Below are 20,567 nucleotides of genomic sequence, written 5' to 3'. Positions count from 1 at the left end.
GGACGATTAAACAGCTATACGGCAAATGCCGATCAACAAGATAACGAATGCCGTCTATCAGTCGAAATTAGACGAATATGGCCAAGCTCGAACTAAGGAAAGCACACGGAAATTTCATCACCAGCTGAAAGCCTGCCTGCAGTATGCTTTTCGAAATGGCGTGATCCAAATTGACCCTTCGTACGAGGTTAAAATATCCGCTAAAAGAGAGTAAGGCCAAAAATAAATATTTATCTGAAGAACAGATGTCTACTCTTATGCAGATTGTTTATGATCGGATTCGGATTGATAGAACCGCTCTTTATGTGTTTATTGTGGAACACGCTACTGGCATGCGCATTGGTGAGATTTTGGCTTTAACTAATGATGATATTGACCTAGATAATCGCATCATACACATTAGACATTCACTGGACTACGTTAAGACCAAACAGATTAAAACGACGAAAAATGAAAGCAGTGTGCGTGATATTGTCATTGACCCTACTACCACAACGTATTTAAACGAGATAATGGAAGATCGCAAAAACTTGCCTCGAAGTAAAAAAATAAACCCTAATGGGTTCATCTTCTTCAATCGTGCAACGCAGGTTCCTATCTCATGGAATAATGTTCAAAAGGTATTAGATAAGCTGTGCGAGCAGGTTCAAGTAACAAGAATTACAACACACGGCTTCCGTCATTCGCACGTCAGCTATCTATTAAACCACGACATTTACGACCAACATGTAGCGGAACGGGTTGGCCACGCTGATACAACTATGATTAGAAAAGTATATGATCATGTATTAGATGAATTGAAACAATCACCTAATAGAAAAATTGTCGACTTAATGGATAAAAAATAAAGGTCGGTGACAAATACGTGACACCAACCCTTGAAAACATTGGTGTTTCAACACCTTTTACATCCCAGGAGGGATTCGAACCCCCGACCGTTCGCTTAGAAGGCGAATGCTCTATCCAGCTGAGCTACTGAGACATACTGTATTCGCAAGTCGAATACCTATCTATTTTACGGCATGGGGCGGGCTTTGTCAAGGTCTGTCAGACCTGGGCGGACCCCTTTTCTTGGCTAGCAGATTGGCTAGCTTGGTCCTATGCCGAGACCTCGCAAGCGCCCCTTCCCGGACGGCTCTTTTACTTAACTTGAGTACCAGCCTCCCCTCCTCGCCAGCTCCCAAGTCCACAGTCTCCCAGCCCACTCAAAAAGAGACCAGGACCGCAGTCCTAGTCTCCTAATGGTCAGAGCATTATGCTTGAGCGGTTGCCTTTGCAACAGCTTCAGCTACCAAGGCTTCTACTTCATCAACAGTGGTGCACTCGTTGATGGCTTTGTCAGCCAAGGCTTTCATTTCTTGAGAGTCCAACTTGGTTAAGAGGGAGCGAGTCTTCAAGATAGAAGTCGCTGACATAGAGAACTCGTCTAAGCCCATCCCTAAGAGGAGTGGCACAGCCGTTTGGTCCCCAGCCATTTCCCCACACATACCAGTCCATTTGCCTTCAGCATGCGATGCGTCGATGACGTGCTTGATCAAGGTCAAGATAGATGGGTTGTAAGGTTGGTAGAGGTAAGAGACTTGTTCGTTCATCCGGTCCGCCGCCATGGTGTATTGAATCAAGTCGTTGGTCCCGATAGAGAAGAAGTCTACTTCCTTCGCAAATTGATGAGCCAAGACAGCCGCAGCAGGAATCTCAATCATGATCCCGACTTGGATGCCGTCAGCTACTGCCACGCCTTCAGCGACTAATTCAGCCTTGACTTCTTCGTAGAAGGACTTAGCTGAACGGAATTCGCTCAAGGTCGCGATCATTGGGAACATAATCCGTAAGTTACCATGAACAGACGCGCGTAAGAGAGCCCGCAATTGGGTCTTGAACATGTCGCGTTGGTCCAAGGAAATCCGGATAGCCCGGTAACCCAAGAATGGGTTCATTTCGTGTGGTAATTCCAAGTATGGTAACTCTTTGTCACCACCGATATCCATGGTACGTACCACTACTGGCTTGCCAGCCATTGATTCCAATACAGCCTTGTAAGCTTCGTATTGTTCATCTTCAGTTGGGAAATCAGCAGAGTCCATGTAGAGGAACTCAGTCCGGTAGAGACCGACTGCTTCCCCACCGTTAGCCAAGACACCGGCTACGTCTTTTGGTGTCCCAATGTTGGCAGCCAATTCCACGTGTTTGCCGTCTTTGGTTACGGATGGTGCAGAGACCAGTTTTGCCCATTCTGCTTTTTGGTCAGCGAAGGCTTGGGCTTTTTGGCGGTATTCCGCTACTTCCGCTTCGCTAGGGTTAACAAGTACTTTACCTTCTAAGGCGTCGACAATCAGTAAGTCGCCATCCTTAACCACATGGGTTACTTCCTTGGTCCCGACAATGGCAGGAATTTCCAAAGAGCGCGCCATAATGGCTGAGTGGGACGTGCGTCCGCCAATATTTGTTACAAAGGCCCGAACGTATTTCTTGTTCAATTGCGCCGTGTCACTTGGAGTCAAGTCATGGGCAATGACAATGGCTTCTTCAGAGATGGTAGCTGGACTTGGTAACTTGACGCCTAAAAGGGCCGCAAGTACGCGTTCAGATACGTCTTTGATGTCGGCTGCACGCTCTTGCATGTATGGGTTGTCTTCCATTGATTTGAACAATTGGATGAACATGCCACTTACATCACGCAAGGCTGCTTCCGCATTTACCTTTTCGTTACGGATAGTATTTTTGATTTGGTCAGTTAATTCTGGGTCGCCTAATACCAACAAGTGAGCTTCAAAGACCTGTGCCTCGTGTTCGCCTAAAGCGTCTAATGCCAAGTCACGAATGGCAGTGATCTCTTCTTTGGCTTGAGCCAAGGCAGCATCCAAACGCGCAACTTCGGCGTCAGTGTCTGCTACGGCTACTCGCTCAAAGCTCAAATCTGGCTCCGTTAATAAATAAGCAGGAGCGATGGCAATCCCATCACTCGCTGCAATACCCGCTAAGTATGTCATTACTCAGCCAAGCCTTCTTTTTTCATAGTTTCAGTTACTGCTTCAAGCGCTTCTTTTTCGTCAGCACCTTCTGCCGTAATGGTTACGTCAGCGCCTTGGCCTACGCCTAATGACATAACACCCATGATGGATTTCAAGTTAACAGATTTACCTTTGTATTCTAAGTTTAAATCAGCAGAGAATTTGCTTGCAGTTTGTACCAACAAAGTTGCTGGACGTGCGTGAATCCCTGTTTCAGCTACAACGTGAAATTCTTTCTTTTCCATATCAAAAAAACTCCTTTGAAAAAATAGTTTAGAAGATGAGGATGTAATGGCGATTACATCTCTTCACGTACTAGGATAACATTTTTTTCCCGATAGAACAACCGTCTAGCATGAAAAAATGACCCTAAAGACGAAAATTTTTTAAACGCTTTCCTAATTTGGCCCCATCCTAGTCGCTTTTTATCATGAAAATGTCTCTTTGCGGTTTTTTTCTAGAAATTCCCCTATATTTTTGGTTTGAAAAGGCTTATAATAGAATAAAGGAGGGTCTCGTATGAAAATGATTGACGTCACCAATAGTCATTATGACTTGGTCACTAAACAGCTAGAATGTTCGGACGCATCCATTGTTAAGGTCTACACCCTAGGTCCCACAACCGTCTTCTATTCAGCTGCCCCAACCCACAAGAACATCATCGTCATCAATAAGAACCGCCCTGTGCGCGCCAAGGAAATTGATTTTGCCATTGCCAAGCTCTTCCAGCAAAACAACCGTGACAATGTCGAAATCCTAGAGGCCCACAACTTTGTCGAGTTAGAACTCCGCCTATAAGCAGGCGGTTTTTTTCTTATATAAATAAAAAAATAAGAGACTGAAAGGCCAACTTTCAGTCTCTTTTGCTTCTATATATTACTTATTCTTTAGGAGCTGGCGAATGTCTTCTAGACAAGTCCGGCGCAAGAGGCGGCCGTTCTCGAAGACTGGCAGCAAGAGGTTGTCGCAGCCTGCCAAGCTTTCGCGGGTATGGCCGTCTTCGTAGGTCAGCTGACCTTGGTCATTGCGGTAAACCCGCACCCGACCCTTTTGCGACTTCTTGGTGCCGCCCTTGTCGGTCTTAGGCGCCTTGAAGATGGCCTTTTCCTGACCGTCGATGACCACAGAGGTCGCCTTGAGGGCGAAGCCGAAGGAGTCCCGGGTCATAGATTGATAGGACCGGCTGCCAATGCCGAAGACCACGTTGGAGCTGGCAAAGCCTTTGGCTGCCAAGCGCTCTAAGATAAGTTGGGCCCGTTCCAGGGTAATGGAGTCGCCATAGATAGCCCCGATATGAGGATCTAGCACCTTGTAGCCCAAGTCATTGACCTGGCCGCCGAAGGTATCCCAGAGGCACTCAATCAGCCCCTTTTCTTCTGGCGTTTGGCCCTTGCCAAAGCCTGGAACCGTCCCACAGAGGATGTCTTCTGGCACGCCAGAGTCAGGTCGGATGACCAGGCGGCCATCACGTTCCAGAATGACTGACTTAAGGGCTGGCAGGTATTCCCCTACCACGCGCCAGAAGTCCCAACTATCACTCACCACGCTGACAAAGCCCTTAGGATAGACATCCGTCAACAGGTGGCGGAAGAGTTCTTGCTCGCTATCCTCGCCATAGGCACACATGACGCTGTGCTCAGTGGCCGGAATACTCATAATAATCGGTGCCTTTTCACAGTCAGCCTCATAGTATTCTTCATGGAAGCAACCGGCTGGAATGGTGTCGGAACCCAAGAAGCTTAGCAAATGTGCCGCGCCTGACACGGTCGAAGTCATTTCCGAACTCATGCCCCGCATACCGAAGTCATGGGCTTGGAAGTCCACGCCCTCGACCCCACCTGTGGTTTGCAGGCTGAAGCTCTCCAGAATCCGGCGGTAGCCATCAGCCACGGTGGCGCTAGTCATCGGCAACCAGAGGGTATTGAGCATGGTGGTTTCCAGATAGCTAGACAACCAGAAGAAGTCCGGATGGGTATTCTCGATAGTCAAAACTGGCACCCTGATAGGCGCCCGAGTCCCCTCAGCTAGGGCAGAGATTTTAATAGGCAGATAGCCCAGGTCGTGCAGGGCCTCCAAGTGGGCCACGGGGACAGGGTCCAAGCCTAAGGAATGCTTGACGAAGCGTTGATAGTCGGCGATGACTTGGCGCTTAGGCTTTTGGAAGAAGCCCTCGTTGAAGCGTCGGATCAAGTATTCCTTGATATAGTATTGGATTCCGAAGACCACCACATGTTGGCTAAATTGAGCCCGTTCATTGGAACGTGGGGTCAAGACTGAGTAGACATATTCGGTCTTGGCTGGGTATTGTTCCCGGTGGGAGAGTTTGTAGAAGTCTGCTAAGAGGGTAACTGGCGTATTCATGGGCCTGGCTCCTTTCCATGAGCAAGTGATTAGAGTAATTTTTTCAATTCAATATCTGGATACTTGTCCTTGAACCAATTTTCAGCAAAGGCGTTCTCGAACAAGAAGACCGGCTGACCGAAGCGGTCCTTAGCCAAGAGGTTACGGCTGGAAGACATGTTAGGGTTGAGGTCCTTCTCGTCAATCCAACGGGCAATCTTGTTGCCAATTGGGGTCATATCCACTTCCGCATTGTATTCATGCAGGAGGCGGTACTGGAAGACTTCAAATTGCAGCTGACCGACTGCCCCGATAATGTATTCTTCGGTATGGTAGGTCTTGTAGAGCTGGATGGCCCCCTCTTGGACCAGCTGCTCAATCCCCTTGTGGAAGGACTTCTGCTTCATGACGTTCTTAGGCGTCACCTTCATGAAGAGTTCCGGCGTAAACTGTGGCAGGGGCTTGAATTGCAGACCGGCATTGCCCGTGTAGAGGGTGTCGCCAATCTGTAGGTTGCCTGTATCATAGAGACCAATAATGTCCCCGGCAACGGCTTCCTGCACCTCTTCCCGGCTATCGGCCATGAATTGGGTGGTGTGGGCCATGCGGATGGTCCGCTTGGTCCGGTTGAGAGTCACGTTCATGCCCTGCTCAAATTTACCTGAGCAGATACGGACAAAGGCGATCCGGTCGCGGTGGGCTGGGTTCATGTTGGCCTGAATCTTGAAGATAAAGCCAGTAAAGCGTTGATCGGTTGGTTGAACCACTACCTCTTCCTCTGCCTCCACTGCGGCTGGCGCTGGAGCCAAATCCACAAAGGCATCAAAGAAGGTTTGGACCCCGAAACCTGTTAAGGCTGACCCGAAGAAAACAGGCGTCAACTTACCCCGGTTAATAAGCTCGCGGTCGAAGGCATTACCCGCTTCTAACAATAGCTGGGCATCTTCCATGGCTTGAGAATAGATAGAAGATTGCTTGAAGGCATGGTCACCTTGGGCTTCCCCGTCTTCATCTAGAGGAATATAGCTGTCCTCTTCCCCGTCTAAGCCGCGTAGTTCCACCCGGTTATTGTAGAGGTCGTAGAGGCCCAGTAAGTTTTTCCCCATGCCCATTGGCCAGTTCATCGGATAGGCATCAATGCCTAGGACTTCTTCCAGTTCCGCCACCAATTCTAGGGGCTCCCGACCGTCTCGGTCCAACTTGTTCATGAAGGTGAAGATCGGTATACCACGCATGGAGCAGACTTCGAAGAGTTTCTTGGTCTGAGGCTCGATCCCCTTCCCTGAGTCCACCACCATGACCGCGGCATCCACCGCCATCAGGGTCCGATAGGTATCTTCCGAGAAGTCCTCGTGCCCTGGGGTGTCCAGGATATTGACTTGGTAGCCATCATAGTCCACCTGCATAACCGAAGAAGTAACGGAAATACCCCGTTGCTTTTCGATTTCCATCCAGTCGGACTTGGCGAATTTCTTAGATTGCTTCCCCTTGGCCTTGACCGTCCCGGCTTCCCGGATAGCTCCCGAGAAGAGCAGGAGTTGCTCGGTGATGGTCGTCTTCCCCGCGTCCGGGTGAGAAATAATGGCAAAGGTCCGGCGCTTGGCTACTTGACTTGTTAAACTCATGTTAGGCTCCTTCTTAGTAAGCAAAAGCCCGTGGTTAATTGACACGGGACTTGAGGCTTATGATCGTTTCTTCTTGTTGTGTTTGGGTTTAAAAGGGACGAGCTTGCGGTCAGCATCGCTGACTGAGCTGGAGGACTCTTCCCCTACGGGCGCTTCTTCATAGACTTGATCAGACCCGACAACTTTCTTGACTGCTTGGAACTGAGAGGAGGCGTCGTCCTCCTGGTCTTGCTTATCTTTGGCAGATGTTGATGACGCGTTCGATTGGGGCGCCTCTTGATTAGGCTCGACCGTCATCACTTCCTGGATTAATTTCTTCAATTCTTGCTTCTCTTCTTCAGTCAGGCTGCCGTCCTGTAAGAGGTGGCTTAAATCTTCCCGACCCTTAAGGCTAAAGCCGTCGTCGGCCACATATTCCTGAAGCTGGATGTTGAAGCGATTGACTTCCTTCTCTGGATAGAGGGCATCAAAGTCAGTGTCTTTGAGGATGGCTTCATACTGTGACAAAATAGTCATCATTTGGGCCTTCATCTCATTGAGCTGGTCCTTAAGTTGGGCCCCGCCTTCCACCAAGTCATGGCTGTAGGCTGCGAACTCTCCCTTGTATTGGACCACTTGTTGGTTGGTCTGATCGACTAGGCGTTGGGCCTCTTCCGTCGATTCTTGGACAATCTGGTTACCTGTGCGGCGGGCATCCACAATCCCGTCCTTAAGGGCTTGTTCCATGTCCTGGTATTTGACCATGTCTGCTTGCAGCTTGGTCACTTGTGCTTGGATGTCAGCGACTTGCTTTTCGAGCTCACTGATTCGCTGATCCTTGGATTCAATGACGCGTTCTACCTGACTACGATTGTAGCCGAAGAAGCTTAATCCAATATGGGTTACTTGACTCATATGGGTCACCTTTCTACTCATTCTAACTGTCCCTATTAGTTTATCAAAAAAACGGCGCCTTGGCATCCCTTTTTTGATAATTTTTCACTTATTTTGCCCCTAAATGAAAGGCCTGGGCGATATTAACCGGCGTCTGGCTGTTAAGCAAGACCAGCAACTTGATGCGAGCCTTGACCCCGCTCAAGCCCTGGGTGAAGATGACCCCGGCTTGGCGCAGCTGCTTGCCGCCCCCTTCATAGTCATAAACATCTTCCGTAATGCCGTTGAAGGCCCGCGACACCATGACCACTGGCAGGCCAGCCGCCAGCACCTTCTTAAGGCCAGCTAAGCTAGCAGGTGGCAGGTTGCCTGCCCCTAGCCCTTCAATGACCAGACCATCATAGGCGCCTGAGTCCACAATGTGATCAAACAAATCCGCCGTCATGCCCGAGTAAGCCTTGAGCAAGGCTACTTGCTTGGTCAGGGCTTGGAGCTCATAGTGCTCGGTATGGATCAACTTCTGGAAGTAGAGGACCTGGTTCTTAGACACAATCCCATTTGGGCCAAAGGTTGGCGTCTGGAAGGTAGCCACATTGGTGGTGTGGGTCTTGGTCACATAGGTGGCCGTGTGAATTTCCTCGTTCATGACCACCATGACCCCTTTGCCTCGTGACTGGTCAGCAACGGCAGTGACGATGGCCGACCGCAAATTGGCTAGGCCATCTGAACCCATCTCATTGCTGGAACGCATGGCCCCGGTAATGATGACCGGAATGTCCAGATTCAGGGTCAACTCCAGGAAATAGGCCGTCTCTTCCAGGGTGTCAGTCCCGTGGGTGATGACCACCCCATCGAAATCGGCCTGGTGGGCCTCAATCCAGTTCTTAAGCTCCAACATATGCTGGGGCGTCACATGGGGTGACGGCAGGTGGAAGAAGTCAATGATGCTTAAGTCAGCCAAGGAACGGAAGAGATTGCCTTCCTGGCTGAGTGGATTGGTGGAAGATGGCGAGACCTTACCAGTGGTCTGGTCCTCGCTCATGGAGATGGTTCCCCCTGTGTTTAATATGGCAATCCGTTTCATCCCTTGCCTCCCTCCTTTGACTCTAATCGGCTATACAATACTTGCACCCCTTATTGTAACATGAATACCCCCCAGTGTCTGTAACAAATTCCCTACAAATAGCCGACTTAAGCCTGTAAAAAAAGAGGCCTCAGAGGCCTCTTTTAGGTGTGCTTCAATTGGCTTGACTAGGAAAAGAGTTAGCCCAAGCCAGTCGCACTCATCAGCTGAAAAAGCCAAACGAGTTAGACAAGGCCAGTTAGGCAAGTGAATCTAAGCCAACCGAGCTAATTAGCCTAAGTCAATCTAGCAAGTGAGTCCATGCCAAGCGAGCTAGTTAGCCTGAGTCAATCCAGCTAGTTACCCGAAGCTAACTGGAGCAGATAGTCCAAGTAGTTGCCCTCATGGGACTGGAGCTTTTGTCTGATGCTAGCCACTTGATCCGGCTGGTCCGTAATGATGGCATCGACCGGTTTTTGCAGGTATTTACGGATTTTCTCGTTGTCATTAATGGTCCAGACATAGACGGCCTTGCCCTGGTCGTGGGCCTGGTCAGCCAAGTAGTCCTGATAGGAGAAGTCTTCGATGACGAAGAAGTCTACCTGATTGTCGCCAAAGCCCCCTAGCTGGATGGGAATGACATAGCCCGTCTCGATTTCTGGCGCCAGCCGCTCAATTTCTTCCATGACCTTGAGGTCCAAGGACATGGTCTTATAGTGGGTCTCCACACCCAGCTGGCGCATCTTGTCGATAAAGATTTGAGCGTAATTGTCAGGCTCGCCCCCGTGAGGCTTGAGCTCGACCAGGAGCTTGATGCCCAGTTCTTTGGCTCGTTTGACATAGGCGTCAAAGGAAGGAATGGTGGCCTCCAGGCCGTCCTGGCGCACGGTCAAGCCCTCCACTTCCGCCAGGGTCATGTCCTGAACCCGGCGGTCAATGCCAGCCAGGCGCTTGAGGTTGTAGTCGTGCATGACCACAAACTGCAAATCCTTGGTCAGCAGAATGTCCATCTCTACCTGGTCTACCCCTTGGGCAGCCGCCGCTTCCAGGGCGGGAATGGTATTCTCCACTCCCTCGGCCACATAGCCCCGATGGGCCACGACTTGCTGCTTGCTGTTAAGACCGCCAGAAAAGACTTCAAAGGCAGCCGACCCATAGGCCATGGCTCCCAGCAAGGCTAGCAGCAGATAGAAGCGCCAACCGCGTTTGCCCTTGGCCTGGGCTAGCAAGTAAGGCTGACTTTCCAAAGGCCGCCCCAAGAAAATCAAGAGAATGGACATGACGCCCACCTTGGTGAAGAGGCCAAAGGCAAAGTTGACGCCCCGATAGAGGGTCAGGACGCCGGCCTGGAACCAAAGATTATCGCCCTTTGTATTGATTAGGAAGGCTAGGCTGGCACCTAGAATAATAAATAGAAAGCCCAAGATAGCCAGGATTACTTCAAAGCCCAGCAAGGCGCCCACTAGCTTGCGCTTGCCCTGGCGCGTGGCCTGCCAACTCATTTTAAGCGATTGGGAGAAGGCCTGGTCGCCAATGACCATGAGGGGAACCGTGTAAATCAGACGCAGGTTGAGATAGGATAGGACTAGAAAAACCAGCCCCACCATAACCGTCCCCATGGGGGTCTTCATCAATTCACCCGTAATGAATTCCGGCACATAAATGCCCTCCGTCAGACTGGACTCGAGGACCAAGCCACTGACTGGCAAGGTAATGAGCAAATAGCCAAAAAAACTAACAAAGTCCAACCCGGTCAAGGATTTGAGCCGGCCCAGGGAATGGGTCAGCAAACCTCGATAGGACAGGCGTTTGCCCTGGCGACAGGCATCAATCACATATGCTATGGCCGACAGTTCCAGGTAGAAGAGCAAGGCAAAGACCGCCCCCAGGACCAGCAGAATCCCAATAGAGAGCGGGTTAGCCAGCAGATGACTAATATTGTTTTTGTCCAGGTTGGTCTGGTCGGCTGCTATCAGAGCCAGCCGGAAGAGATAGACCAGCAGCCCGGCCCCCAGCCCACTGACTAGGAATTGCAGGGCCGTCCCCATGGACAGTAGGACAAAGGCATGGCGCCTAATCAAAGTTAGGGTCTGGCGGATGGGTTGGGCTTTTTGGTGTGTAAGGGTAGGTGACATAGAACTTCCTCATTATCTTAATCTAAACTTATCCAGTCCCGAGAACTGGGTCTCGTTTAGCCTAACATAAAAGTGATAAAAATCATAGGGCCATTAGCCAAAAATAAGCGCAAAAAAAGGAGCCGGAAGACGGCTCGCAACTCCTTCATTTGATATTTTTTAGCCCAAGTAAGCCTTCATGGTCCACAAGTGCTTGTCGTAGACAGCTTTCATACCAATCAAGAGGTCTTGGCTGACTTCGTCGATGTCAGAGTGGATAGCTTCTTCCAATTGAGTGCGGAAGAGCTCGAAGTCGGCAACTGTTTCTTCGACCATTTGACGGCCTGTTTTTTCAGTCGTGTATGGTGCTTCCTTGATAGTTGCCAAGGCTAAGAATTCACCTAAAGTTGAGACTGGCTTGCCGCCAATCATCAGGATGCGTTCTGCAACTTCGTCAAATTGTTCGTGAACTTCGTTATATTGCGTTTCGAAAAGTTCGTGCAATTTGTAGAATTCCTGGCCTTTTACATAGAAGTGGTGTTGATGCAATTTCGCATATAAAACACCTAAGTTGGCTGTGATTTCGTTAAGACGTTGAACGGTTGACATAATCAAACACTCCTTTACTTTTTTGATAGGATTTCCCTATCTCTATCTTCCATTATAGACCTCTCAGATAGCAAAGCAAGGAATATGCACTTTTTATTGATAATCATATAAACCTAGGTCTTGTTATTAGAAGAGCAGACTGAGCAAGGCCAAGAAAGGCAAGCCACCCCAGCCAGTGGTCCACTCTTCAAAGTGGACCACTGGCTCTGACTCTTTCCCCAGTTTCCAGCCCTTTCCCGGCCTTTTCGCCCCAGCTAGTGGTCCACTCTTCAAAGTGGGCCACTGGCTCTGCCTCTTTCCCCGGCTTCCGGCCCTTTCCCAGCCTTTTCATCCCAGCTAGTGGTCCACTCTCCAGAGTGGACCACTAGCTCCCAAGGTCGGGCTCCCTTCCTTCCCCAAACCCAAGCAAAAAAGACTAGCCCCATAGAGCTAGTCTTCCTCCTTAACCCAACTACTTAGTAGCCAGGACATATTTAGTTTGCGCCAAGGCTTCTTGCAAGCTGGCTTGGTCTACCTGACCGGTGACGGTCACGCTTTTGCTGACCAGATCAGTGCTTACGGCTTGGACGCCGGCTAGCTGGCTAAGTAGGTTCTCAATATTCTTGGCGCAGCCAGCACATTTCATGGCTTCTACAAGATAAGTTCAACTCCCCTTTTAAACCTATGCCTTAAAACGACGCAGTCGCAAGGCATTGACAATGACGGAGACGGAGCTGAAGCTCATGGCCGCGCCCGCCAACATAGGGTTGAGGAGCGGCCCGCCAAAGAGGTGCAAGACCCCCATGGCTACCGGGATACCTAGTACATTGTAGGCAAAGGCCCAGAATAGGTTCTCCTTAATATTGCGGATGGTGGCCTGACTGAGCTTGATGGCGGTCGCCACACTGGTCAAATCAGATCCCATGAGGACCATATCAGCCGACTCAATGGCGACGTCCGTCCCCCGGCCAATGGCCAAGCCCACATCTGCCTGAGCCAGAGCAGGCGCATCATTGATGCCGTCTCCTACCATGGCCACCTTGAGTCCTTGCGCCTGCAAATCGGCCACTACCTGGGCCTTGTCAGCAGGCAGAACGTCACTAATGACTTGGTCAATGCCAGCTTCTGCAGCCAAAGCCTGCGCCGTCTTGGCATTGTCGCCCGTCAACATAATAACCTGCAAGCCCATGGCCTTGAGGCGGCGGACAGCTTCTGGACTGGTCGCCTTGAGCGGGTCGGCCACCGCAATCAGGCCTATAATTTCTTCTCTATTACCTACATAAATTGGCGTCTTACCCGCAGCCGCCAAAGTCGCGGCTAGCTCTTCTGCCAGGCTCAAGTCCAGGCCAATTTCTTGCATCATGCGTCGATTGCCTAAGAAATAGAAGTTCTTGCCATTTAGGACCCGAATTCCATATCCAGTTAAGGACTGGAAGTTGGTCACTTCAGGCAAAGCCAGCTCCCGCTCACAGGCACCGGCCACAATGGCCTGACCCAGTGGGTGCTCAGAGTTAACTTCAGCCGCAGCTGCCAAGGCCAGTAACTGATCTGGCGTCCAGCCTGTTAGAGGCAGGACATCGGTCACTTGGGGTTGGCCCTGGGTCAGGGTCCCCGTCTTATCTAGGACCACGGCATTCACTTGATGGGCCATTTCCAGGGCGGTCCCGGACTTAATCAGGATGCCCTGCTCGGCCCCCTTACCAGTTCCCACCATAATAGCGGTTGGCGTGGCCAGACCCAGCGCACATGGGCAGGCAATGACCAGGACTGCAATGCTAATGGTCAAGGCAAAGCCCCAGGACTGGCCGCCAATCAGGTACCAGGCCAGACCAGCCACTAGAGCCAAGGTCATCACGACCGGCACGAAGACAGCCGAAACCCGGTCAGCCAATTGGGCAATAGGCGCTTTAGAGCCTTGAGCTGCTTGGACTAAATGAATAATCTGCGCCAAGGTGGTGTCTTGGCCCACTTTATTGGTTTCAACAATTAAAGACCCTTGCTGGTTGAGGCTGGCGCCCACCACTTGGTCACCTACCTTTTTGGCAACCGGCAGGCTCTCGCCGGTCAACATGGACTCGTCCACCCAGGATTGGCCCTCCACTACCCGGCCGTCGACTGGAATCTTTTGACCTGGACGGACCCGAACTAGGTCGCCCACTTGGACTTGGTCCAGTGGCAGGGTCACTTCCTGGCCCTCTCGTAAGACCTGAGCCTCTTGAGGGGCCAGCTTAATCAGGGCCTGAATGGCAGCTGAGGTCTGGCCCTTGGACCGGGCTTCGAAATATTTACCCAGTGTTACCAGGGTCAGGATGACGCCGGCTGACTCATAATAGAGAGACATGGTCGCATGGTGGTTGCCCAACCAGACCTGAATACTACTATAGAGGCTATAGGCTACCGCCGCACTCGTTCCCAGGGCCACCAGAGAATCCATATTAGGATGGCCCTTGACCAAATGCTTGAAGCCATTTAGGAAGAAGGACCGCCCCAGCCAGAGAATAGGCAGGGTCAAGGCCAGCTGCAGACTAACAAAGAGCTGACCACCTCCGCGATGGCTGAGCCAAGTTGGTAGGGTCAGGCCTACCATTTCGGCCATGGCTAGACAGAGCAGTGGCAAGGCGAAAATGGCCGACTGCCAGAAACGACGCCAGAGGGCTGCTTGGTGGCTGGCCTTGGCTTGGGCCGCCTGATCCGCCTCTTGCTGGATTTGCGCTTGGCTGGCACTTGCTTGATCCGTCAATAACTGGGCATGATAGCCAGCTGCTTCCACGGCCTGACTAATTTGCTCTACATCGATGGCGCCAAGTGGATAGGTCACCGTCAAGACTTGGGTGGCAAAATTCACTACGGCTGAGGCCAGACCTGCTAAGCGTCCCACAGCCGCCTCCAAATTGGCAGCACAGGAAGCGCAGGACAGACCCGACACGGCAAAGTTCTGTGTCACCAGGGGCAGGACTAAATTATAACCCGCCGCCTGAACCGCTGCTTGCATGACTAGAGGGCAGACCTCGGCGTCCGCCTCTACGACTACTTTTTCAGTTGCTAAGTTAACATGGGCAGACTGGACGCCTGCCACAGCCTGCAGGGCCACTTCCACTGCATGGGCACAAGAAGCGCAAGACAAGCCTTGAATCGCATATTCTTGTGACATGGTCATCACCTTCCTCAATCCAAATCGTCAAGATTACATCCGTAACTTCTTTTCACAAACCTAGTATAGCATACAAAGTTTCAGATGTAAAAAAAGGAGCCGGAAGACGGCTCCCAACTCCTTCATTTGATATTTTTTAGCCCAAGTAAGCCTTCATAGTCCACAAGTGCTTGTCATAGACAGCTTTCATACCATCAAGAGGTCTTGGCTGACTTTGTCGATGTCAGAATGGATGGCAGCTTCCCCAAACCCAAGAATAAAGACCAGCCCCATAGAGCTAGTCTTCCTCCTTAACCCAACTACTTAGCAGCCAGGACATATTTAGTTTGCGCCAAGGCTTCTTGCAAGTTGGCTTGGTCTACCTGACCGGTGACGGTCACACTTTTGCTGGCCAGGTCGGTGCTTACGGCTTGGACGCCGGCTACTTGGCTAAGTAGGTTCTCAATATTCTTGGCACAGCCACCACATTTCATGGCTTCTACTAGATAAGTTTTTTCCATTATAATCTCTCCTTTTACTCTTAAGCCTTGAAACGACGTAGGCGCAAGGCATTGACAATGACTGAGACGGAGCTGAAGCTCATGGCCGCGCCCGCCAACATGGGGTTGAGGAGCGGCCCGCCAAAGAGGTGCAAGACCCCCATGGCTACTGGGATGCCCAGCACATTGTAGGCAAAAGCCCAGAATAGGTTCTCCTTAATATTACGGATGGTGGCCTGGCTGAGCTTGATGGCGGTCGCCACGCTAATCAGGTCAGAGCCCATGAGGACCATATCAGCCGACTCAATGGCCACGTCCGTCCCCCGGCCAATGGCCAAGCCCACATCTGCCTGGGCCAGGGCAGGCGCATCATTGATACCGTCCCCTACCATGGCTACCTTGAGTCCTTGCGCCTGCAAATCAGCCACTACCTGGGCCTTGTCTGCAGGCAGAACGTCGCTAATCACCTGGTCAATGCCAGCTTCTGCAGCCAAAGCCTGCGCCGTCTTGGCATTGTCGCCCGTCAACATAATAACCTGCAAGCCCATGGCCTTGAGGCGGCGGACAGCCTCCGGACTAGTCTCCTTAAGCGGGTCGGCTACCGCAATCAGGCCTAGGAGCTCATGCTCATTGGCCACATAAATTGGCGTCTTGCCCCCAGCTGCCAAAGCCGCCGCCTGATCTTCTGCCTGACCCAAATCCAGCCCCTGCTCTTGCATGAGCCGTCGGTTGCCCAGGTAATAAGTCGCCTGATCTAGCCGGACTTGAATCCCCGACCCGGTCAGTGATTGGAAGTCAGTCACTTCAGGCAAAGCCAGCTCCCGCTCACGGGCCCCGGCCACAATGGCTTGACCCAGTGGGTGCTCAGAGTTAACTTCAGCCGCAGCTGCCAAGGCCAGTAACTGATCTGGCGTCCAGCCTGTCAGAGGCAGGACATCGGTCACTTGGGGTTGGCCCTGGGTCAGGGTCCCCGTCTTATCCAAGACTACGGCGTCCACTTGGTGGGCCATTTCTAGGGCGGTCCCGGACTTAATCAGAATGCCCTGCTCAGCCCCTTTACCGGTCCCCACCATAATGGCAGTTGGCGTGGCCAAGCCCAATGCACAAGGACAGGCAATCACGAGGACTGCAATGCTAATGGTCAAGGCAAAGGCCCAGGACTGGCCGCCAATCAGGTACCAGGCCAGACCAGCCACTAGGGCCAAGGTCATAACGACCGGCACGAAGACAGCCGAAACCCGGTCAGCCAATTGGGCAATAGGCGCCTTAGAGCCTTGAGCTGCTTGAACTAAATGAATAATCTGCGCCAAGGTGGTGTCTTGGCCCACTTTATTGGTTTCAACAATTAAAGACCCTTGCTGGTTGAGGCTGGCGCCCACCACTTGGTCACCTACCTTTTTAGCGACCGGCAGGCTCTCACCGGTCAACATGGACTCGTCCACCCAGGATTGGCCTTCCACTACCCGGCCGTCGACCGGAATCTTTTGTCCAGGGCGGACCCGAACTAGGTCGCCCACTTGGACTTGGTCCAGTGGCAAGGTTACTTCCTGGCCTTCTCGTAAGACTTGAGCCTCTTGAGGGGCCAGCTTAATCAGGGCCTGAATGGCGGCTGAGGTCTGGCCTTTGGACCGGGCTTCGAAATATTTACCTAGTGTCACCAGGGTCAGGATGACGCCGGCTGACTCATAATAGAGAGACATGGCCGCATGGTGGTCGCCCAACCAGACCTGAATACTACTATAAAGGCTATAGGCTACCGCCGCACTCGTTCCCAGGGCCACCAGGGAATCCATATTAGGATGGCCCTTGACCAAATGCTTGAAGCCATTTAGGAAGAAGGACCGCCCCAGCCAGAGAATAGGCAGGGTCAAGGCCAGCTGCAGACTAACAAAGAGCTGACCACCTCCGCGATGGCTGAGCCAAGTTGGTAGGGTCAGGCCTACCATTTCGGCCATGGCTAGACAGAGCAGTGGCAAGGCGAAAATGGCCGACTGCCAGAAACGACGCCAGAGGGCTGCTTGGTGGCTGGCCTTGGCTTGGGCCGCCTGATCCGCCTCTTGCTGGATTTGCGCTTGGCTAGCTCCAGCTTGATCTGCTAGGAGTTGGGCTTGATAGCCGGCCTCTGCCACGGTTTGGCAAATTATTTCTTCATTAATAGCGCCTGGCTGGTAGGTCACCGACAGGACTTCAGTGGCCAGATTGACGCTAGCCGCGCTGACTTCTGGCAGGCTGCTGACTGCAGACTCAATATTGGCCGCGCAAGAAGCACAGGACATGCCTGTTAGGGCGAAGTTTTGCGTCACTTGGGGCAGGACCAAATCATAACCGGCCGCCTGGACCGCTGCCTGCAAGTCTAGGGGGCTGACACTCCCTTCTGTCTCCAGGCTGACTTTTTCAGTTGCTAAATTCACTTGTGCTGACTTGACGCCCGTTACGGCCTGCAGGGCCACTTCCACTGCATGGGCACAAGAAGCGCAAGATAGGCCTTGAATCGCATATTCTTGTGACATGGTCATCACCTTCCTTAATCTCATTTTTTAAGATTACAAGTGTAATCTTAATTTCTAGTATAACACCTTAGATTACATTTGTAAACCCCTCTTTTTTCTCAGACTTAAGACCGATTTTACTATTTATAACAGAATATCCCTTGACGCATTATACTATGCGTTGTATAGTATAGGTGTAGAAAGGAAGAACGCCTATGGAAGCTCAACTCAAGCGTGGCCTTTTGGAAGTCTGTGTATTGGCCGCCCTGCGCCAAGAAGACTCCTACGGCTACAAAATTGTCAAAGATGTGTCGGAATACATTCCGATCTCCGAATCCACCCTCTACCCCATCCTCAAGCGACTGGAAGCCAACCAGGCGGTGGCTGCCTACTCGATTGAGCATAAGGGACGTCTACGCAAGTACTACCGCCTGACCCATGTCGGCCACAGTCAAATCCAGAACTTTCTCCAGGACTGGGACGCCGTCATGAAAGCCTACCACTTTATCCTAGGAGATGATCGACATGAATAGATACGACTTCAAACACCAACTAGCCCGGCGCTTGTCCGGCCTACCCGAGGAAGAACTGGCCACCACCCTGTCCTTCTTCGATGAGATGATTGATGACCGCCTAGACGAAGGCATGACCGAGGACCAAGCCGTAGCGGACTTGGGTGACTTAGATGAAATTGCTAACCGGATTCTAGCGGAAATGTCACCCTTTGAGCGGGTCAAGCAAAAGCTCAAACCCAAACGCCCTATTTCGGGTGGCCAATGGGTCTTGATTGCCCTGACCTTCCCCATCTGGTTGCCACTTATTATAACGGTCGGCGCTATAGGCTTTGCTTTGGTATTGGTGATGGCATCCCTACTCTTCGCCTTCTATGTCACGGTCTTTGCCTTTATTTTCGGCGGTGCATTCATAGCGGTGACCAGCCCCTTCACCTCCGGTTTCAACCTGATTAATGCCCTCTTCAACTTCGGGGCAGGTCTTTCCCTAGTCGGTCTAGGTCTCCTATTCTTGCCATGGGCCCAACGTGGCTTCCGCAATCTCAACCATCGACTGCGCTGGATTCACTCTCGTCGCGACTAGACTCACCTAGAAAGGAGCTTATTTATGAAAAACCTGACCAAAATCGCCATTTTACTCATTATCATTGGTCTCTTGTCCATTGGGACGGCCTTCGCCCTATCGGGTGGCGACCTGACTCGCTTTAGTATGGCCGGAACGCCAGAGAACAAGCAATACCAAGCCTCAGCTAGCGATGTGACCGAGTTGGTCGTCAAGGCTTCGATTGCGGATGTGACCGTCACAGGCACTGACCAATCCGACATCAAGATTGACTATACCGAAGATCGCAGCATCAACTATAACATCAAGCAAGAAGGCTCTCGCCTGATTATGCAATCCAAGGGTCAGTTCTTCTTCTTCAATTTCTGGTCCTTCAACCCCTTCGGTATCTTCAATTCCCACAAGATTAACATTACGGTGCCTAAGGAGCTGGCTGCCAAAGTGGACGTCAAGTCTTCGACTGGGTCCATCACCGTCCGCGACCTTAACCTCAAGGACAACCTCAAGCTCGACGATTCGACTGGCGACATCCAGCTAGAAAAGGTTAAGGCTAGCAAGGATATTAACGTCTCTGCCTCAACGGGTAAGATTAGCCTTGACCAGGTTTCCGGCCAAAACTTTGACCTATCTGCTTCAACGGGTGATATCCGCACCAAGCAAACCCAAGCCAGTGGCACGACCTTCAAGGCCAATAGTTCAACTGGGGAAGTGGACATTCAGGGCTTGAATGACGTGTCTGACATTGAACTCTCCTCTTCAACGGGTGATATTAAGGCCACGATTCAAGGCAAACGCAAGGACTATCAAATCGACACCAAGACCATGGGCAACAAAACCCAAGAAAACGAAGGCGCCAGCAAGAAAGTCAAGGCCCATTCGTCAACTGGTAATGTTAACGTCCAATTCTCGGAATAATAGAAATCAAAAAAGAGGCCCTAGGGCCTCTTTTTGTCTGCCTGCTTCTGGCTTGGCCACGGCGGCTGCTCTAGGCAAAGTTAGGCCCTTGCTAAGAAAAGAGGCCCTAGAGCCTCTTTTTGTCTGCCTGCTTGTGCCTTGTTCTGGCTTGGCCACGGCGGCCGCTCTAGGCAAAGTTAGGCCCTTGTGACGGACCGGCTCCAGCCAGCCTGGGGCTGTCTTCCGCCTTGGCGGTCTATGGTGGCCTGAGTCGCTGCGCTCCAAGGCCACTCATACGACCGCCATCCTAATGCCACAAGGGCTACTTTGCCCCGCAGCCGCCTTGCCAAGCCTAGGGGGATAAAAGGTTTCTTGGACGCGATTAAAGGATTACAAAGCTACGGAAGCACAATTCTCCCTATTATTCTCAAAATCATGTTACCAAGAGAACCAACTCACACCCACTCTATCAATCCCCAAAATAGGATTTTAAGAGGGCTACTTGTTCTTGATCCAGCATCTCTTGCCCGTCTATCAGTTTATTTAGGGATTCAAGGGACACGCCAGAAGTCTCACTCAATCGTTTGAGATAGTCCGCCCCTTTACTTTGGGATTTTATACGGATTAATTCCGCATAGTAGTCATTGGTCACCCTAAGAACGGCGGCTTCATCCTGAATGTCGATGGTATCACTCAGCAAGTCAAAAACGGTCTGCAAATTCAAGAGTCCCGCCAAATTACGAATGACCTGCTTAATTTGGCGCAAGATATAATCATTTTCAACAAACATGACGCTTCCTCCTTTTGATTGATAATTCTGCTTACACCCTTATTATAGCCCTCTCAAACAAAAATAAACAGGCCTA

General features: G+C 51.3%; 18 protein-coding genes and 1 tRNA gene. 5 read left to right on the top strand and 14 right to left on the bottom strand.

The window, feature by feature from the left end; translation table 11 throughout:
- The first annotated feature begins 257 nt into the window (after positions 1-257).
- Positions 258-848, top strand: a complete 591-nt coding sequence (locus tag V7R82_RS03055) for a site-specific integrase (RefSeq protein WP_338543327.1) — start codon at positions 258-260, stop codon at positions 846-848.
- Positions 849-908: 60 nt separating this feature from the next.
- On the opposite strand, the gene V7R82_RS03050 is transcribed toward V7R82_RS03055, so the two are convergent.
- The 3 genes from V7R82_RS03050 to V7R82_RS03040 all read right to left on the bottom strand — a co-directional run bounded on the left by V7R82_RS03050 (position 909) and on the right by V7R82_RS03040 (position 3,256).
- A tRNA-Arg gene (locus V7R82_RS03050) sits at positions 909-982 on the bottom strand.
- 271 nt (positions 983-1,253) lie between these two features.
- On the bottom strand, positions 1,254-2,990 hold the full coding sequence (gene ptsP / locus V7R82_RS03045) for a phosphoenolpyruvate--protein phosphotransferase (protein ID WP_314329501.1): 1,737 nt from the start codon (positions 2,988-2,990) through the stop codon (positions 1,254-1,256).
- Positions 2,990-3,256 carry a phosphocarrier protein HPr gene (locus V7R82_RS03040; protein WP_023391747.1) on the bottom strand — a complete coding sequence of 89 codons (267 nt, stop codon included), beginning with the start codon at positions 3,254-3,256 and terminating at the stop codon, positions 2,990-2,992. Before V7R82_RS03040 ends, ptsP begins: the two co-directional genes overlap by 1 nt.
- 274 nt (positions 3,257-3,530) lie before the next feature.
- Here V7R82_RS03040 and V7R82_RS03035 point away from each other — a divergent pair, with 274 nt between their 5' ends.
- Positions 3,531-3,809, top strand: a complete 279-nt coding sequence (locus tag V7R82_RS03035; RefSeq protein ID WP_035364153.1) for a DUF1827 family protein — start codon at positions 3,531-3,533, stop codon at positions 3,807-3,809.
- Between the two features lie 78 nt (positions 3,810-3,887).
- Here V7R82_RS03035 and V7R82_RS03030 read toward each other — a convergent pair whose 3' ends face one another.
- The 10 genes from V7R82_RS03030 to V7R82_RS02985 all read right to left on the bottom strand — a co-directional run bounded on the left by V7R82_RS03030 (position 3,888) and on the right by V7R82_RS02985 (position 17,760).
- Positions 3,888-5,372, bottom strand: coding sequence for a nicotinate phosphoribosyltransferase (locus V7R82_RS03030; protein WP_314692124.1), 1,485 nt, complete (start codon positions 5,370-5,372; stop codon positions 3,888-3,890).
- Between the two features lie 29 nt (positions 5,373-5,401).
- On the bottom strand, positions 5,402-6,976 hold the full coding sequence (locus V7R82_RS03025; RefSeq protein ID WP_314395248.1) for a peptide chain release factor 3: 1,575 nt from the start codon (positions 6,974-6,976) through the stop codon (positions 5,402-5,404).
- A gap of 57 nt (positions 6,977-7,033) precedes the next feature.
- A complete protein-coding gene (locus tag V7R82_RS03020; protein WP_314692126.1) occupies positions 7,034-7,870 on the bottom strand; it encodes a DivIVA domain-containing protein in 837 nt (278 codons plus the stop codon).
- 88 nt (positions 7,871-7,958) lie between these two features.
- Positions 7,959-8,933 (bottom strand): asparaginase, encoded by a 975-nt coding sequence (locus V7R82_RS03015; protein ID WP_314692128.1) that lies wholly within the window; start codon positions 8,931-8,933, stop codon positions 7,959-7,961.
- Positions 8,934-9,268: 335 nt separating this feature from the next.
- A complete protein-coding gene (locus tag V7R82_RS03010) occupies positions 9,269-11,047 on the bottom strand; it encodes a glycerophosphodiester phosphodiesterase (RefSeq protein ID WP_338543319.1) in 1,779 nt (592 codons plus the stop codon).
- A gap of 159 nt (positions 11,048-11,206) precedes the next feature.
- Positions 11,207-11,635 carry a DNA starvation/stationary phase protection protein gene (locus V7R82_RS03005; protein ID WP_338543318.1) on the bottom strand — a complete coding sequence of 143 codons (429 nt, stop codon included), beginning with the start codon at positions 11,633-11,635 and terminating at the stop codon, positions 11,207-11,209.
- Positions 11,636-12,086: 451 nt separating this feature from the next.
- Entirely contained in the window at positions 12,087-12,260 is a 174-nt protein-coding gene (locus V7R82_RS03000) for a heavy metal-associated domain-containing protein (protein WP_338543316.1), read from the bottom strand.
- 36 nt (positions 12,261-12,296) lie between these two features.
- A complete protein-coding gene (locus V7R82_RS02995; protein ID WP_338543314.1) occupies positions 12,297-14,765 on the bottom strand; it encodes a heavy metal translocating P-type ATPase in 2,469 nt (822 codons plus the stop codon).
- Between the two features lie 299 nt (positions 14,766-15,064).
- Entirely contained in the window at positions 15,065-15,265 is a 201-nt protein-coding gene (locus V7R82_RS02990; RefSeq protein WP_314395260.1) for a heavy metal-associated domain-containing protein, read from the bottom strand.
- Positions 15,266-15,285: 20 nt separating this feature from the next.
- Positions 15,286-17,760, bottom strand: a complete 2,475-nt coding sequence (locus V7R82_RS02985) for a heavy metal translocating P-type ATPase (protein ID WP_422388386.1) — start codon at positions 17,758-17,760, stop codon at positions 15,286-15,288.
- 188 nt (positions 17,761-17,948) lie between these two features.
- Between V7R82_RS02985 and V7R82_RS02980 the strand changes: the two genes are divergently transcribed.
- The 3 genes from V7R82_RS02980 to V7R82_RS02970 are packed head-to-tail and all read left to right on the top strand — an operon-like array spanning position 17,949 to position 19,722.
- The gene (locus tag V7R82_RS02980; protein WP_023391732.1) at positions 17,949-18,266 is read left to right on the top strand and encodes a PadR family transcriptional regulator; all 318 of its coding nucleotides are present in this window, start codon (positions 17,949-17,951) and stop codon (positions 18,264-18,266) included.
- Positions 18,259-18,828 carry a DUF1700 domain-containing protein gene (locus V7R82_RS02975; RefSeq protein ID WP_291432011.1) on the top strand — a complete coding sequence of 190 codons (570 nt, stop codon included), beginning with the start codon at positions 18,259-18,261 and terminating at the stop codon, positions 18,826-18,828. The genes V7R82_RS02980 and V7R82_RS02975 overlap by 8 nt, the downstream gene beginning before the upstream one ends.
- A gap of 24 nt (positions 18,829-18,852) precedes the next feature.
- The gene (locus V7R82_RS02970; RefSeq protein WP_338543307.1) at positions 18,853-19,722 is read left to right on the top strand and encodes a DUF4097 family beta strand repeat-containing protein; all 870 of its coding nucleotides are present in this window, start codon (positions 18,853-18,855) and stop codon (positions 19,720-19,722) included.
- Between the two features lie 448 nt (positions 19,723-20,170).
- On the opposite strand, the gene V7R82_RS02965 is transcribed toward V7R82_RS02970, so the two are convergent.
- Complete coding sequence (locus tag V7R82_RS02965; RefSeq protein ID WP_338543305.1) at positions 20,171-20,491, bottom strand: hypothetical protein; 321 nt, start codon at positions 20,489-20,491, stop codon at positions 20,171-20,173.
- Positions 20,492-20,567: the final 76 nt, after the last annotated feature.

The sequence above is a fragment of the Abiotrophia defectiva ATCC 49176 genome (genome assembly GCF_037041345.1).
Classification (GTDB): domain Bacteria; phylum Bacillota; class Bacilli; order Lactobacillales; family Aerococcaceae; genus Abiotrophia.
This window is presented reverse-complemented; position numbering and strand designations above follow the sequence as displayed.